This window comes from Polynucleobacter sp. IMCC 30228 (genome assembly GCF_021395205.1).
In the GTDB taxonomy this organism is placed as follows: domain Bacteria; phylum Pseudomonadota; class Gammaproteobacteria; order Burkholderiales; family Burkholderiaceae; genus Polynucleobacter.
Genome location: NZ_JAJVCS010000001.1, coordinates 368521 through 384283, shown reverse-complemented (window position 1 = coordinate 384283; position 15763 = coordinate 368521). Strand labels below are relative to the sequence as shown.

Genomic DNA, 15763 nt, shown 5'->3' with positions numbered 1-15763 from the left:
ATTAGCATAGGTGCAGTATATAAAAAATATTATTCAGTCTATTTTTTTTAATATTTCAATTAATCCGCTGGCTTCATAAGTTGGTGGCGGCCCGATTTCTTCAAATGGTAGCGCATGTCGATTCACCCAGAAGGTGTCAAATCCATACCAGCCAGCGCCCACCACATCCCAGGCATTACTAGAAACAAATAAGACCTCCTGCCTAGCTACTGGAAAATGATCTAGTAACAGTCCGTAAGTTTGGGGGGCTGTTTTAAACAGCCTGATATCTGCGACTGAAATAATTTGATCTAAATAAGGGGCCAGATGATTACTTTCAACAGCAGTGGCAAGCATCTCTTTGCTACCATTCGACAGGATTGCGCTTCTGATGCCAGCTGCTCGGAGGCCCTTTAGCACTTCTGTGCTTTCGGTAAATGCTGCTAATTTTGCATACTGACCCATTAATTGGTCTTCCTGTGCCTGCGAGAGCAGCAAACCTAAGCGCTTGCAACTATAGCGTAAGGCTCGGGCAGTAATTTCCCAAAATGATAAGTAATAACGACTCCCCGCAGGATTAGGGTCACTGATGGTGACTAGGCGGGTATATTCAATTTGCCGTTCGCGCCATAGCTCTGTAAGTTGCTTGCCCTTAGCGGGGTAAATTGACTCAGCCAGCTGACTAATCGAGTAAACATCAAAGAGGGTGCCATAGGCATCAAAGGCAATTAATTTATACATCGGTCTATTTTCCTTGAAGTGGCCTACTAAATGCTATTATTCTCGCCTGAGATCACCATTCTGTGCCCCCATGGGGGAATTAATCAAGCCTAACTTCCCAAGCTAGCCTTCCTTAAGTCATCGCTAATTTTATTGAGGGCTTTTTTATGGCTGTTGGACAAAATCAAAGAACTAGAAAAAATGATTCTATGCTCACTAAAACGGGAAAACCCCGCTTAGGACCGCTGAATCACGCGCAATTAAGCAAGTTGATTGAATCATCAACTAAACCTAAAGACAAAAATAAGTTGGCTCGTGCGCTTGCTAAGCAAAAGCCATCAGCAGCCACGCTTGCTGCTGCTGCAAAAACTGCCAGTGCTGCCGCGGCTATTGAGGCTGTGCAGCCCGCCGCAGAAGCCCCAGTAGTAGAAGTCGCGCCAAACCCAGCAACCGAATAAATTTCAAATTGTTGATAACCTAGTTACAAGCTAAATAGGTTTTTGAATTATTGGTAATCGAATGCTTCGCAATTTCAAGGAATTGCTGCTGAAGGTCGTTTTTAATATAACTGCTAATGATAAAATTAGGCACAATAGTATTGGGCTCAATAATACTGCGGTAAATAAAATTGGTTCCTGTATCTTCTGGCTTTATGCGCCAAGTGCCTTTAAACATTTTAGCGTCGCCAGCAATTTGCTTAAAATCTGCGCCTGCATAAGGTAACTCGGTGTATTCAATAGTTGTTTTGATAGTGATCGAAAAAAATAGAACTGATTGGCTAATAGTGCGATTGACAATGGCCACTGAATCCGATTTACGTGTTACCTCTGACTCAAGAACGCCAGAAATTTTTTTGGCTGCAGCGTAATCAGTTAAATATCGATAAGCGTCACAATTATTTAATGGAGTCTTAAAACTGGCGTTAATTTCAAATAAATCCCCAGTATTGCTTACATTCACTTTGACCTGATGATCGAAACTCTGCGCTAAGGCAGGCGGGCATATTGCCCATAGTAACGCGATGAAAAGGCTGATAATGAGTTTCATTTAAGTGCGTTTAGTGAAAAGTTTAAATACTGATGCAAGGCCTTTTATTTTAGGCAAGAATTTTAGTTTCTGCTTAAGTCATCAATTTGGCTGCAAAGTAAAATCATGATTAAACTCCATGAACTGAGGTGAGCTTTAATATTTACAAAGTCTAGATTTATTTGGTTTAGTATTTAATTAATACAAAATAAGGTTAAACATGAAAAAGTCTCTTTTTGGCATCTTTTTACTAACGGTCTCTTTTGGCGCAATTGCTGCCTGCCCCGGATCTCAACAGTCGCTTATTATTGCTGGGGAAAATATGTGTGGCATGGTTAGTCCAGCTACTGGCAAGGGCATTAAAGCTGGCGCAATTTCTATTACTATGCCCGCCGGCCCAGATTCACAACTTTATAAGCTGCATAAAAATCAGTTAAATAAATTAAAGCCGGGAATTTTTAAAGACTATGTTGAAGATCTCAAGAAAGATGAAATTCCTGTGGGCGTTTCTCATGCTATTAGTTCAGTAAAATTTGCTGCAAACAGTTTGCCACAATACGCCAACAAAACTTATGACTGCGACCTGCCCCACATCAATGAAGCTCCCAAGGGCAATGTCTCTTCAGCTACCTTATTAATTCCTAACTGTGTACTAGCAGCCAAATAGTCCGGCCTAGCCGACAAAGCCGTGCTTAATGATTAGACTACGCCGTGACCTTTGATATAAGTTTCAAGATATTTAATTTGATCGCCCTGTTGGCTAATAATATTTTTTACAATATCGCCAATTGATACCACTCCAACTACCTGATTCTGCTCCAGAACAGGCAAATGACGGATGCTACTTGAGGCCATCAAACCCATGCAATGATCTAAATCATCATTAAGACTAACTGTAATCAAGTTTTTAGTCATGATTTCATGAATCTGAGTAGTTTTTGGATTTAACTCAGGCAATAAAACTTTAATTGCACAATCACCTTGGGAAACAATGCCTAGTAGACTCTTGCCCTCAATTACCAGAACTGCGCGTACTCGGTTATTGCGCATTAATTGTAAAGCCTCGCTAACGGATGCGTTTGGTTGTACCGAAATAATGACGCCAGATTTTTGCTCTAAACAACTTTTAACGCTTGCCAAAATATTCTCCTTTTAGCCTTGAGATAAATGCCAATGGAGCTACATAAATACGCCCGTATTAGTATTTGCCATTTGCTAACTTGTTGCGTAGTATTACATAACTCCTATTATTATTAATGGCTGTTGCGCCTATAATTAGAACGATATACTTATTAAATCTGTAGTTAAGTTCATTGCGATAAGGAAAAAAATGTCAGACCATAATCAAAAAAATACTCTCGTCGATGAGAGCGATTCAGCATTTTCACTTGAAAACATCATTGAAAAATTTATTTTTAATAGTCGCTGGATTCTTTCCATTTTTTATCTTTTTTTGGTGCTTACCTTGGTTTTAGTGGCGATCAAATTTCTCCATGAGTTTCAGCATTTTGCACTTAACTTTTGGGCAGACTCTGAAGCGAAATTTTTAACGGGGGTACTTTCGCTGGTAGATAAAACCCTGCTAGCAAACTTATTGCTATTAGTTATATTTTCGGGCTATGAAAATTTTGTTTCCGTTATTGGTGTTGCAAGACGTAGCACTGATCGCCCTAAGTGGATGGGTGGAGTTGATTTTGCCAGCCTAAAACTCAAGTTAATTGGCTCGATTGTGGCGCTTTCAGGTATCAATCTCTTGGCTGCATTTTTAGAGATTGAAACCACCGATAAAGTAGATTTAGCTTGGCAAATTGGCTTGCATGTGGTTTTTCTATTTACTGGCGTGTTATTTGCCCTATCAGAAAAAATTGCAGCACATGCTGAAGGTCATCACTAACCCCACTCTTAATTACGGCTTTCTTGAAACGCTATTTGTTTAAGGTGCTTTATACCCAAACTGTATTAAGAGCTCTTGGGCTTTTTTACTTTGTAAATATTGGTAAACCTCTTGAGCTAGCGGAGTTGGATTTTTAATTAATACCATGCGCTGTTTAATTGGCCCATATAGTTTGTCATGAATCACGAGGTAATGGGTTTCTTTAGTAAGCGCTGGTGACTGCGCTAAAGAGAGCGCCGTAATACCCATATCGGCTGCTCCGGTCAGCACAAACATCGCTGCTAAAGCCACATTATCGGCAAAGACTAACTTGGGTTTTGCTAATTCCCATAAGCCCATGGCCTTTAAATACTCCTCTGCAGCCCTACCGTACGGCGCAAGCTCTGGTTTAGCCAGTGCTATTTTATTGGCTTTATTTATGGCTTTTATAAGCCCCTCCCTGTCGCCCGTCAGTGATATTCCTGATGAGTTGTTTGCAATTAGAACAATTTTGCCCTGGGCATAAATTTTGCCTTGATCGACTGTTTTCCCTAATTTATATAATTCAAGTGGATATTGCTCATCAGCAGATATAAATAAATTAAATGGTGCGCCATTCATTATTTGCGTGGTGAAATGTCCTGATGAACCATAAATAATTTTTAGTTGATCTAATTTAAGCGCTTGGTTAGCTGCCAGAATGCTTGTAAATGCTTCTTTCAGATTTGCCGCTACTGCAATAGTTGTTGTTTGGCTGCGTGCCACATTGCTAATAAGTAATAAACTTATTAAAACTATTATCACTTTGGTGTGTGGTTTAATCATTAATGAAGTATATTCTTCTCCTGAGTTAAATTATCTGGCCTCGGCATTCTATGCTCCCAATTCTAATTTCTATACAACACATGATGGTAGCTAGATGGCGCTTAATAATTTCTTGTTTATCAGGTTTTTTTATTGCCTTTTTTTTGCTACCTTCGCTAAACTTAGATCTAATTTCTCGCTATATTATTGGCTGGAATTTATCAGCCTTGCTCTTTGTTTTATTCATTATTCATTTAATGTTTAGTGCAAATCACACTTCGATACGTGCCCGCGCCTTAGTTGAAGATGAAGGGCAGTATTTAGTCTTAGCCATCACGGTTGTTGCAACCATTACTGCCATTGCTGCAGTTATTGTAGAGCTTGCTTCAATTACTGAAATTCATGGTAACGCTCGTTTATGGCATATTGCTTTAACGATTTCCACTATTCTTGCAACTTGGATCTTTACTCAATTTATTTTTGCCTTGTACTATGCTCATTTTTTTTATCTTTCCCAACCTGATGGCAAGTTACAAGAGGGCTTAATTTTCCCTGGCACTCCATTGCCTGATTACGCAGACTTTTTATACTTTTCTTGCATCATTGGCACGTCGGCTCAAACTGCTGATGTTAGTTTCTCTAGTAGCGTATTACGGCGCATTGGTACGATTCAGTGTATTTTGGCCTTTTTTTTCAATACGACTATTTTGGCGCTAACTATTAATATTGCTTCTGACTTAATTTAAGCCGACTTTTTCTCAAGCGTCTGCTTTATTTTCATAAATAAAATACAAAGCGCAAATGTTAAGGTAAAGCCATTAGCTAAGATTAATGGCCAATTTTCTAGGGCAATGCCGTATACGAGCCACAGAGAAACGCCGCCGGTAAAAATGACGTACATGCCTATTGAAATTCCCGCCAGGTCTTTAGTGCGATATGATTTAATCGCTTGCACTAAAAATGCGGCGGTAGTTAAAAATGCGGCAAAGTGCCCTATTGCTTCAATATTTATCATCCTGCCATTGATTCTATTACACCGCTTGCTGCCCTAATTAAGAATCGTTTTTTTTGCAGTAATCTTGGCAATCAGTTAAACAGCTTTCTGTATTTTCGCACCAGCTGCGCATAACTAAACCCTGTACGCTTGTCTTCAATTCTGCTGACCTGTTTAATTTGTGCGCTTGCGCGGCATTTTTTTGACTACTAGTGAAATTAAAGATTTTTTTTATGCTGCTTAAGCTGTATTTATTTTTGCCCATCATGACCTTCTCCATTCGACCTTTTGATTACCTTAAGAATGGTATTTTCTACTATTGATCAATTGATTATTTGATCTAAGTCAAAAGATTGTCTATATTTAAGGAATTAGGCTATTTTTATTGCTTCTATGGCCTTGGTGATCTGCTTTAAATAGGTATCGAAAGGTAGCGATTGGGCTAACTCAAAGCCGCCCTGTGCCAGCTTGGCAGCTAGCTTGGGGTCTTCCTGCACTCGGCGGATAGCTTTTTCAAGTTCAGCCAAGTTGCCTACTGGGTAAAGCAAACAATTCACTTCGTGTTTCCAACCAATCTGCCTATAGGGGGCTAAGTCTGCCATAACAACGGGAATTTTGAGATTCGCTGCCTCGAGTGGCGCCAATGGAAAGCTTTCATCTCCAGATGGAAAACAAAATAAATTAGCCTGCGCTAACTCGGCATTAATTTGTTCATGGGGAATAATGCCAACCCACTCATGGCACGGTAGTTTTTGGTTGATGTAATGTGTAAATTCTGGGCCAAATGTATGAGCATGCTGTAAATCGCCAATGAACTTACAAATAATTGAAGTGTCTTGGGCCATCTTTTCAATTACGCTAGCCAAATCTGCTTGTCGTTTTCTTGCATATACCGAGCCTACATTGACGACTCGAAATGTAGAATCCTTTATAGGGTACTGTATTTCTGTTGCCGCCAAATAAGAAGGTGTAATACCATTCGGTATTACCGCAACTCTATTTTTTTCTAAGCGGTAAATAAAGCTACGAAACACTTCCAGCCGTTGCCAATCAGTTTGAAAAATAATTAAGTTAAATTTTGCAAAAAGTCGGGTTAAGTCACCCGCGGTCATGGTTGAATTGTCAAGCCAGGTTTCACCTTCATGAACCCAAAGGACAACTGGAATACTAGCATTTAGTCGGTCGATTTGTGGCGCATCCAATAAGGTATTAATGAGGACAACATCATAATTCTTAAGGTCGACATTTTTAACTGGCTGAATGCCATTTTTTTTAAAATCTGCTTGATATAACACTTCCATTGCGTCATTCACTGCGGCAGCTACTGTCCAACCTAATTCATTAACCCAATAATGAATAGTTTTATTTAACATTATGGCTGCACCATCGGCACCGTAGCTGTGGGTTAAAGATAAAATTTTCATGGGCTTGCTTGGGTTGTCTCTATATCAGCTGGGCTTAAATTAGCTCGCGCGCGCTCGATCATTTTATAAAAGACACCTTCGAGGTGTTCAGTAAATAATTCAGTATTAAATAATGGTAAGTTTATTTTATTTGCTAATAATTTTTGTTTTATTTTCAGGATTTTTTCAGGATTATTGCCATACTCAATGGCTAAAGCTTCGTATCTGATTTGGTTTTCTGCAATTAACTCTGGCAAACCCACGGCCTGCAAAAGACTGGCTGATACCCTCCCCGGGAAGGTTGTACCTTGCTTTGTCAACAACGGTAAACCAGCCCATAAGGCATCACTAGCTGTAGTGTGAGCATTGCAAGGTGAAGTATCTAAAAATAAATCCGCTTGCTGATGACGAGCAAGATGCTCTGCAAGGGGTAAGCGATTCGCAAAAATAAGGCGTGTTGGGTCGATTCCCTGCGTCTTGGCTGCATTACATAGATTTTCTTTTGCCACTAAATTATCGGCCAGCAGCCATAAAACGCTACCCTTTACTGCGCGCAAAATATTCATCCACGCCGTAAATATTTCTGGGGTAATTTTGTAATTATTATTAAAGCAACAATAGACAAATCCGGATGCTGGCAAGCCTAATTCAGTTCGTGAAAACTCGCGGTTAGCAATTACGCGTTTAGCATCATTAACTTGGTAAGAGTTGGGGAGGTAAGCGATTTTCTCATCATAAAATTGCTTGCTACTGGGAGGTATTACGACTGGATCGGCGATGAGATAGTCAATATAGCGAGCCCCGAGAGTTCCTGGAAAACCTAAAAAATTGACTTGTATGGGACTAGGTTTGTACGCAAAAATGCCTTGCCGCCCTTTGCCAAAGTAGCCATTTAGGTTGACTAAAATATCAATCTCCATTTGTTTGATTAATTGCGCCGCCTCTAAGTCTGGTAACGTGCGAATATCAATTAGTTGATCAAATGCTTTTTCTAGGCGCGCACGAATTTCGCTACTGTCGGCAACACCATTATCAAAGGCAATAATTTCAAACTGTTCTGGATTATGATTTTCATAGAGGCCTGTCATTAAAATTGATGTGGCCTGCTCTCTAAATTCTCCACACAAGTAGCCAATGCGAATTTTTGACTTAGGTTCTTTTTTTATGTTTTCTGCAATTATTGTCTGGGCGGGATAAAAATCGGCTGCAAATATTTCGGCACATAGCTGCAAATCGTGTTCTGATTCTGTAAAGGCCATTAATCCAAATGGCTCGGCAACTTTATTTCCAGCAATTAGTCCTGCATGAATGTTGCTATATAACTCATCTAACCCCGTCCATTCGCAAATTAACATTTTGTGGTGCAGTAAAATTCCGAGCAAGAAATTTTCTTGGGGATTGATTTGGTACGCTTGGGTATAAGCTGCTAGCGCCTCTTGATATTGTCCTAATTCACTTAATGTCTTGCCCTTATTAAACCAAGGCTGGATAAAACTAGGTTGAATCGAAATTGCTTTCTCGTAGCAAGTTAAAGCCTCGTTACTTTTGCCCAAATGATCTAGGCATTTTCCATAATTAACCCATGCATTCACGTTATCAGGCGCCAAGCGAGTTGCTGTCTGATGGTGTTGTAATGCCTCGCGATCATGTTGGGAGTCGGAAAGGGCTTTGGCTAAGTTGTAATGTAGTTCACTATCGTTCGGGGTAAGCTTAACTGCTTTTCTAAAATACTGAATTGCTTCTGCATGTCTTTTTGCTAAACCACACACTACTCCCATTAAATGCAGGGCAGCGCTATTTTTAGGTTGCGCACGGATAAATTGCTGCAATAACGATTCTGCACCAATGAGGTTGCCATTTTCTAATGCCATGATGGCTTGATAAAACAGCGGATGGGCTTGAGGATTCACTAATCTATTCACGTCAATTTATTCTGTCATTATTACAGCTGCAACCTTTATTTGGGCTGAAGCTGTTATTCAACCAAAGCTAATGCTTCGATCTCCAGCAGAAAACCATAATGCAGTTCAGATACGGGAATTACAGCTCGCGCTGGCAATGCTGTGCCTGCCCAATTAGCATAAATAGTATTAAAGAGAGGCCAATTACTCATATTAGTGATATAAACCCGCACCTGAACTAGCTTGGAGATACTGGTACCAGCGGCTTCGAGTGCGGCCTGCAGGTTGGCAAGCACTTGATTGGCTTGTTCCTCAAAGCTAGCGGCATTCAATTGCTTGCCTGCCGCTGTAATCGGTAGCTGGCCCGAAATATAAGCGCTACCATTGGCAACGACAACGTGGCTGTAATGCCCACCAGGAGGCGCCATCGTTTTAGGATTGCAATACTTTATCTTGGCCATTAGCAATTACCATCCATAAAAACGCTGCCATGCTGGGCCAATAACCTGCTCATCATTAATTGGATAGTAAGTCGGAAATTGTGCTCCAGTTGCACATGCATGATTAGGCAAAATGCGTAATTGTGAGCCCACTGGAAAACGAGTGGCGATCGTTTGATTGCTGTCTCCCTTTACTTGACTGAGGATGCCATGCTCTTGATTTGCGGCAATGAGTTGATAACCCTCAATTACCTTACCGTTTACATCACAAATTTGCCCATAGCCATAATCGTTAGCCTGTTTTTGCGTTCCTCGATCACGACTCATTGCCATCCAGCCTGCATCTACAATTGCCCAGCCTTTATCAGCCTGATGACCAATCACGGTAGTTAAAATACTAAGTGCAATGTCGTCTAACGAACAAACGCCTACGTTAGACATGACTAAATCAAAAAAAACATATACTCCCGCTCGTACTTCAGTTACACCCTCGAGCTGCACTGCTGATAGTGCAGTTGGAGTGGAGCCAATACTCACATTTGGGCAGGGTAGGCCAGCAGCACGTAGTCGAGTTGCTGCGTGCACACACAAGCTACGTTCTTGCTCAGCAAGGATTTGCAGGGCTTCTGGGGTATGAAGATCATAGCTTGAGCCAGCATGGGTCATTACACCGCCTAAGGTATTTTCTTGCTGATTCAATATATGGCCAATGCTCAGTAATTCATCGCTCTGCGGATTAATGCCAGAACGATGCCCATCTGTATCAATTTCAATCCAAACTTCAAAGGAAATAGAGTGGGCCCTTGAGTAAGCAATAATTGCAGCGGCAGACTCAGCACTATCAGCAATAATTTTTAGTGCACACCCCTGCTGTATAAGTGAAGCTGCTTGCTTCAGCTTAGGCGCAACCATGCCTACCGCATACACAATATCGCTGATACCAGCAGCAAAAAATTGCTCTGCCTCTTTAAGGGTAGAGACGGTTATTCCTTTGGCCCCAGCAGCTATTTGAGCATGAGCGATATCAATACATTTAGTGGTTTTTACATGCGGCCTAAAGGCAACGCCTAGTGTATTCATGCGTTGCTGCATCGCTTGAATATTGCGTGACATCCGCGCTGTATTTACTAATGCAGCAGGTGTGGTCAGCTCATGAATTTGCATTATGCAAGTTGCCGCCTTAAATAGCTAATTACCCAAGCTGCATCGCTATCACTTGGAAATATGGGATAGTGGACCGCTTCTATTACGCCATGATTAGCAATCAAAGTTACACGCTTTAAAAGGGTCATTCCTGCGGCTACAAAGGTCGGCATGTTTAATGCTTTTTGAAATTGATAGTTCTCATCACTCACAATCGGAAAAGGAAGATGCAGCCTTTCAGCCATTTCTTTTTGATATTCTGGGGTTTGCACGCTAAGCCCAATTACTTTTGCGCCAAGCGCTTTAAGTTCCTGGTAATGATCTCTATATGAACAACTTTGCGGGGTACAACCCCTTGCTCCTGGAATTTGATCCCAGCCATCTGGCAGGGCAACATTGGGTTGCCCTGTCATTGGGTAGCAATAAATAACTAACCTGCCTTCGCTATCGTCTAGCGTAATCGACTCACCATTCGTTGCACTTAATGTGACGGCTGGCAGCCGCATTCCTGTTAAATGACGGCTAGCGCCATCATCTTGAGGTATCGGCAAATCGGGGGGAAGTTGACTATAGTTCGATATTGAAATATTCCCTCAAATTACGCTTTTGGCTTCATCCGATAAAAAACCAATAAATCATTTCTTTGAACGGGCTCTGCTAAGTCAGCTTGAACATCATTTAAGAAGGCCGCAAAGTCAGCGGTATCTTCTAGTGAAGCTGCATCAGCGGCATTTTCCCAAATACCAAAACCTTCAATATTATTTTGTGCTTGATTGCCCATAATAATGACGTCATGCAAATCGGGATGATGCGCCATTACTTGTTCTGCAAATTGATGATAGCGTTCGCAGACTTTTGTAAATGAACCTGGCTTTGATTTTAGTGAAATGTGACCAACATGTGACATAAATAAACTTTCTTAAAATTAGTAATTTAAATTCTTGGGGGGATTCAGTGTAATGCTGAGCAATTACTATACTACAATGCGCTTGGTTTGCCTAAAAGTATTATATTAGCCGCATCATTTCGCATATTTACTTAATTCAGCAAAATCCTCTTCAAAAACTTCGCCAATTTCTTTATAAATTAGCTTATTTTTAGAATCTAGGATTAACAATACCGGCACTCCGCGAATTTTCCCAATGGCTTGGCTTAGTTCTGGCGTCATCATTGCCGCCGAAAAGGTATAGCGGTGTTTGCGCATATATTCCTTGGCAATTACTGGCGTTTTATCAATTGAAATAGTAATAATATGCATTGACCCAGGAGGTATTCGTTTAGTAAAGTTTTCTAAGTAGGTGTTTTGACGTTGGCAAAATGGACACCATGATGCCCACAATTGAATTAAGGTGTTTTTGGTATTATTTTTGGGAACTTCAAAATAGGTCCCGTCTAAGGTTTGAATTTTTTGTAAGGGCAATGTTTGACCAATCTCAATTGCCATTGCCGGTCCGGGCATGGTGATGCTAAATACCAAAATGAGCCTGGCAATAATTAATTTGGGTAGTAGTTTTCGCATTTACGGGAAAGCAAGGCAGTTGACTTTATTGACCGATGACTATTAATTTACTCTATATGCTGACTTATTTTCATTTTGGCGATATTTCATCTTGTTATTTATTATGCTTAGCTAGCCCACAAATTCAAGTGATTTAATGCTTCTGGTCTTGGCGCAGCATCGATCAGGAACGAGAATGCCTGACTCTAGCCTTATTTAAAATTCTTGGTGAGTTGTTTTCGTCTTCTTAGTAGATGCCAGATTATGCTCACATGTATCAATATGGCTATAGTAATTCCAAAATATTGAAAGGCGTCATCACTATGCGCATTTTCCCGATAAATTGTATAAAAGCCCAAGGGCATGAATAAAACAATTGCGGTAATAAGCCCAGGGTTGTAGGAGCGTAGAACGAATCCGGCCAAAATATGAACCAACGCATTTACTAAAACAAGATAAGTGGCTATTAATCCATAGCCTTGATTTACATAAAAAGCCAGATAAAGAGAAATAGCAATAACTCCCCACACTCCAAAAATATTGATTACAAAACCTGCTTTATGAGTTAAGAGGTTCTTGCCGTGCCCCAGATGATTATTAATAAATATCCTGAAACGATCATCATCCCACTCTTCATACTGGTGCAGCATGTAGACAGGTAGGGTTAAATAGAAAAGCTTCAGTTCGGTTGGCCAGCCTAAAGTTAGTAGTGGCATCAACAGAAGCATGAGCAATCCGGCCAAGAGGCCGCCATAAACCCAATTTGAATATATTCTGCTCATCATCAAGCATCACCTTACTACAACTATAAACAACAGCCAAGTTAAAAATTTACTTGAAGAAGGTTTTGGGAGGCCAGCGTGGCATTAAACAGTGCCGAGGTGCCTGAGTTAAGCCATAAAATTCTAGATTCTTTTAATCAATGCTTGAAGAATGATCTCGTAAATGTAGAAAAATTTTCTTGCCAAGTTCATTTAAGGCTAAAGAAATTAAAGCGGTAAAAGCGCCCGTTATGAATGCTTCTGTAGTTACCCCGCTATAGTGACTTGGGTGGACATAATAGTCAGCTATAAAGCACATGCCCCCAGTAATACCAGCCACCACATATTTATTGCCAAGCCAACGTTGCGTAAATATGGAAAGAAACAGAACACCAGCACCCGTAATAAAACCGGTCTCTACTGCCTTTTGAAGATGCCCTATAGTTGCCAACCAAATATTACCCTCAACCATGACGAGCAAGCACGCAGGTGAAGCTTCGCAAAAAGGGGTTATAAACATCTTTAATTTTTCTTTAAGCATCCCTAAACCCTCAAGTAGTCTTCGATATGTAAAGGTATCACAACTAAAAAGGAATGCCAAAGATGTCTTACTCTATTTCTTAGCGTTTTCAGATTCAGGCATTGCGGTAAATAGTAATGTAAACATAATAAGGACAACAAAACGAAAAGCTGCTTCTACACCATTCCACTTCTCGGATTGCCACATACAAAACCATTCACCACCAACAACAATAAAACCAAAAAACCACAGCAAAAAACCAGTCAAGCAACCAAGATAAATCCAATTTTTGGCCCTATTAAATGCCAACGGGGAATTCATATTTTTGAGTAGGCCAATAGCGCCTATTAACAACAGAAGGCCCGTTAAAAACTCGGCAAATATGATTAATCCATAAGCAAGACTCCAAACGAAGGGATCAAGAATAGCCCGGTACCTCAAAGTATTATCTGGAAAAACAGTATCCATAGAAAGGGTGTGCCGAACAAAAGCGTAATTAGAGCCGTAGTCCGCCAGATTATTCAAGCAGACTAAAAGAGCGAAATTAGAGAGCGACAGGCAAATGATAATTTTAGAAATCCGAAGAATATTCAACTCTGTTCACCCTGTTAATTACACCAATATTTGATTCTAAAGTATTGGCATAAAGTGAAATTACTTTTTTTCAGTGAGATTTTGTCAGGCTCGTATTCGATTGGCAAATAGTACGTCGCACTCTGACTCAAGAATGCCACCCAACAACTGGGTTTGGCTAAAGCCTCCCTTGTTGATATCTTTTGCGCTAAAGATAAATTGATCAATGCCCGATCTCTTAATCATGCCTATAGAGCTTCCAAAAACAACGCCTTGAATTCCGGCCCAAATTAAGGCACTCATACACATGGGGCATGGCTCTCCTGTTGTATACAAAATAAGATTCCCCCAATTTATATTTCCGTATTGTCTGACGTAGTTATTCATGCATACTATTTCACCGTGATAAGTCGGATTTTCGTATGTTGTATTAACGCCTTTAGCCAGGATAGCTCCATTGCTCGCATTAGTAATTACTGCACCAAAGGGATACATGGGATTTTGTAATGCCATAGCTATTGCTGCGCGCATTGCTAACTCATGCTGTTTTAGCGGAATTGCATCAAGGGTTTTGCTTGTTGGTGGAGCGGCTCGACTCATTCCAAAAGCCCCAATACTGCATAGACAAAGTAAGGCCCGGCGGCGGTTCATATTCTTATCCCAGATAATCTCTACCTAAGCATAATAGAAAAAACTACCCTCAGGTGGTTTCGAGAATTCTTGGTGGCCCAGGGCGGAATCGACCAAGGCCGAGGATGTCTTAATCTATTTCACCTTGTAGCCAGCATGACAAGCAACGCATGCTTGTGTTGTATTGCCCAGCGCAATTAATGCGGGCTTGATATCGCCTGTTGCTGCTGTATTTTGAGCTTCAATTGCAAACTTACTGGCATTTCGATGCATAGCGGTTCCAGCTTCTTGCATACCCTTTGGCATGAACTTAGAATTTTCATATGCCCCATGTAGCTTGAGAGCATTCATACCCAAACGATCTTCTGCAAGCCGTGCGGCTTTGTCATATTGTCCCTTGCCCATCACCTCTTGTATTAGAGAGATTGTTTGCAAGTGATCGCGCATATTCGTCAAAATATGCTCTTTCATTGGCGCAGGAAAATCCACTGCAATACGGTTATCTTGAGTAGCGCTATTACCAGCATGCATCATATGCATTTGTTGCATTTGCTCCCCGTGCATCTGGTGCGTATCGGCGCCTTTATAGCCAAGTAAAGATGGATCCAACATTCCGCTAACCATGGCAATGTGCCCAAAAACTAAGAACAAAGCTACGCAGATCGCATGAATCTTGAGTTTACCCATTTGATCAAGACTTTTATTTACAAAACCAAATTCTTGCAGGGCAATCCAAATTAAAGGCAAGCCACCAATTAAATATGTTGATACCGCCACCACATCAATCACTGTGCGCCATTCACCGGCCTTAGTGATTGGCAAAACAGCAGTTGTCATCAGGTAAGCAATGATGCCAATGAAATACAAGCCTACGGTAGTGCCAGCAAAGCGGTTTAGGTGATAGACAAAACCATCAAACTTACGTGTAAATAAAATATAAAGCTCGGTGATAGCCAGCGTCTCAGCGAGCACAATTGGAATACCCATAAAGATCAACAAATTCCAAGGCTGATTATCAGCAAGTAACTGCATGTAGTGAGTCATATTCATTTGTATCTCCCGAAACTTCAACGCACAAAACCACCCGAAGGTGGCCTTGTAACAACTAACAACACCTTATAGCCTATCCGCAGTTTCTGCTGGACATCATTTGGGGGCTATGTCCTGCAGGCAAAGTAATGCCTTTTTCTTTGGCGCGCTTTTCCATCTCTGTATGTGTAGTGGTCATAATTGCTTGACGCTCTTTTACTGTCTTGGCATCAATCATCTTGTCCATCATGGCAAGTCTTTCTGATGGGGTCATCAACTCACGCATAATTTTCATGTTGGCGTTTTGCCCCATCATTTGACCTTGCATCATTTGGCTGCGCATCATGCCTGGGCCCATGCCATTTCCCGCATTCCCCATTGGTCCTGGCTGAGCATAGGCTACGGCCAATCCAAGGCTCATGACAGTAGCAACACTGATTGCGATTTTATTTACAGTTTTCATTTTGAT

At 40.9% G+C, this 15763-nt stretch carries 22 protein-coding genes; 4 read left to right on the top strand and 18 right to left on the bottom strand.

What is annotated here, in order from left to right; all coding sequences use genetic code 11:
• Positions 1-33: 33 nt before the first annotated feature.
• Complete coding sequence (locus LZT21_RS02080) at positions 34-720, bottom strand: haloacid dehalogenase type II (protein WP_233924389.1); 687 nt, start codon at positions 718-720, stop codon at positions 34-36.
• A 188-nt stretch (positions 721-908) separates the two neighbouring features.
• Here LZT21_RS02080 and LZT21_RS02075 point away from each other — a divergent pair, with 188 nt between their 5' ends.
• Positions 909-1157, top strand: coding sequence for a hypothetical protein (locus LZT21_RS02075; RefSeq protein ID WP_233924388.1), 249 nt, complete (start codon positions 909-911; stop codon positions 1155-1157).
• A gap of 19 nt (positions 1158-1176) precedes the next feature.
• Here LZT21_RS02075 and LZT21_RS02070 read toward each other — a convergent pair whose 3' ends face one another.
• Positions 1177-1746 carry an SRPBCC family protein gene (locus LZT21_RS02070; RefSeq protein WP_233989153.1) on the bottom strand — a complete coding sequence of 190 codons (570 nt, stop codon included), beginning with the start codon at positions 1744-1746 and terminating at the stop codon, positions 1177-1179.
• A 199-nt stretch (positions 1747-1945) separates the two neighbouring features.
• Between LZT21_RS02070 and LZT21_RS02065 the strand changes: the two genes are divergently transcribed.
• The gene (locus tag LZT21_RS02065; RefSeq protein ID WP_233989152.1) at positions 1946-2392 is read left to right on the top strand and encodes a hypothetical protein; all 447 of its coding nucleotides are present in this window, start codon (positions 1946-1948) and stop codon (positions 2390-2392) included.
• Between the two features lie 32 nt (positions 2393-2424).
• Here LZT21_RS02065 and LZT21_RS02060 read toward each other — a convergent pair whose 3' ends face one another.
• Positions 2425-2865, bottom strand: a complete 441-nt coding sequence (locus LZT21_RS02060; RefSeq protein WP_233925573.1) for a CBS domain-containing protein — start codon at positions 2863-2865, stop codon at positions 2425-2427.
• 190 nt (positions 2866-3055) lie between these two features.
• On the opposite strand from LZT21_RS02060, the gene LZT21_RS02055 reads away from it, so the two are divergent.
• Positions 3056-3619 (top strand): YqhA family protein, encoded by a 564-nt coding sequence (locus tag LZT21_RS02055; RefSeq protein ID WP_233989151.1) that lies wholly within the window; start codon positions 3056-3058, stop codon positions 3617-3619.
• Positions 3620-3658: 39 nt separating this feature from the next.
• Here LZT21_RS02055 and modA read toward each other — a convergent pair whose 3' ends face one another.
• Complete coding sequence (gene modA / locus LZT21_RS02050; RefSeq protein ID WP_233989150.1) at positions 3659-4363, bottom strand: molybdate ABC transporter substrate-binding protein; 705 nt, start codon at positions 4361-4363, stop codon at positions 3659-3661.
• 140 nt (positions 4364-4503) lie between these two features.
• Here modA and LZT21_RS02045 point away from each other — a divergent pair, with 140 nt between their 5' ends.
• The gene (locus tag LZT21_RS02045) at positions 4504-5148 is read left to right on the top strand and encodes a DUF1345 domain-containing protein (RefSeq protein WP_233989149.1); all 645 of its coding nucleotides are present in this window, start codon (positions 4504-4506) and stop codon (positions 5146-5148) included.
• Here the strand turns inward: LZT21_RS02045 and LZT21_RS02040 are convergent.
• The 14 genes from LZT21_RS02040 to LZT21_RS01975 form a co-directional block, all read right to left on the bottom strand.
• The gene (locus tag LZT21_RS02040; RefSeq protein ID WP_233989148.1) at positions 5145-5417 is read right to left on the bottom strand and encodes a SemiSWEET transporter; all 273 of its coding nucleotides are present in this window, start codon (positions 5415-5417) and stop codon (positions 5145-5147) included. The genes LZT21_RS02045 and LZT21_RS02040 overlap by 4 nt on opposite strands.
• Before the next feature lie 350 nt (positions 5418-5767).
• A complete protein-coding gene (locus tag LZT21_RS02035; protein WP_233989147.1) occupies positions 5768-6820 on the bottom strand; it encodes a glycosyltransferase family 4 protein in 1053 nt (350 codons plus the stop codon).
• Positions 6817-8721: a tetratricopeptide repeat protein gene (locus LZT21_RS02030; protein ID WP_233989146.1), complete on the bottom strand. Its 1905-nt coding sequence runs from the start codon at positions 8719-8721 to the stop codon at positions 6817-6819. The genes LZT21_RS02035 and LZT21_RS02030 overlap by 4 nt, the downstream gene beginning before the upstream one ends.
• A 53-nt stretch (positions 8722-8774) precedes the next feature.
• Positions 8775-9161, bottom strand: coding sequence for a RidA family protein (locus LZT21_RS02025; protein WP_233934803.1), 387 nt, complete (start codon positions 9159-9161; stop codon positions 8775-8777).
• A gap of 6 nt (positions 9162-9167) precedes the next feature.
• Complete coding sequence (locus LZT21_RS02020; protein WP_233989145.1) at positions 9168-10304, bottom strand: DSD1 family PLP-dependent enzyme; 1137 nt, start codon at positions 10302-10304, stop codon at positions 9168-9170.
• Positions 10304-10834 carry a peroxiredoxin gene (locus tag LZT21_RS02015; protein WP_233925583.1) on the bottom strand — a complete coding sequence of 177 codons (531 nt, stop codon included), beginning with the start codon at positions 10832-10834 and terminating at the stop codon, positions 10304-10306. Before LZT21_RS02015 ends, LZT21_RS02020 begins: the two co-directional genes overlap by 1 nt.
• Positions 10835-10881: 47 nt before the next feature.
• Positions 10882-11190, bottom strand: coding sequence for a hypothetical protein (locus tag LZT21_RS02010; protein WP_233925584.1), 309 nt, complete (start codon positions 11188-11190; stop codon positions 10882-10884).
• 114 nt (positions 11191-11304) lie between these two features.
• Positions 11305-11802, bottom strand: coding sequence for a TlpA disulfide reductase family protein (locus LZT21_RS02005; RefSeq protein WP_233934805.1), 498 nt, complete (start codon positions 11800-11802; stop codon positions 11305-11307).
• A 191-nt stretch (positions 11803-11993) separates the two neighbouring features.
• Positions 11994-12566 (bottom strand): HXXEE domain-containing protein, encoded by a 573-nt coding sequence (locus tag LZT21_RS02000; protein WP_233989144.1) that lies wholly within the window; start codon positions 12564-12566, stop codon positions 11994-11996.
• Between the two features lie 130 nt (positions 12567-12696).
• Positions 12697-13083 carry a hypothetical protein gene (locus LZT21_RS01995; protein WP_233925587.1) on the bottom strand — a complete coding sequence of 129 codons (387 nt, stop codon included), beginning with the start codon at positions 13081-13083 and terminating at the stop codon, positions 12697-12699.
• A 72-nt stretch (positions 13084-13155) separates the two neighbouring features.
• Entirely contained in the window at positions 13156-13656 is a 501-nt protein-coding gene (locus tag LZT21_RS01990) for a DUF2165 family protein (protein ID WP_255696350.1), read from the bottom strand.
• Positions 13657-13740: 84 nt separating this feature from the next.
• Positions 13741-14286 carry a nucleoside deaminase gene (locus LZT21_RS01985; protein ID WP_233934807.1) on the bottom strand — a complete coding sequence of 182 codons (546 nt, stop codon included), beginning with the start codon at positions 14284-14286 and terminating at the stop codon, positions 13741-13743.
• Between the two features lie 114 nt (positions 14287-14400).
• Positions 14401-15315, bottom strand: coding sequence for a DUF6803 family protein (locus LZT21_RS01980; protein WP_233989143.1), 915 nt, complete (start codon positions 15313-15315; stop codon positions 14401-14403).
• 73 nt (positions 15316-15388) lie between these two features.
• A complete protein-coding gene (locus LZT21_RS01975) occupies positions 15389-15757 on the bottom strand; it encodes a hypothetical protein (RefSeq protein WP_233934809.1) in 369 nt (122 codons plus the stop codon).
• Positions 15758-15763 lie beyond the last annotated feature (6 nt).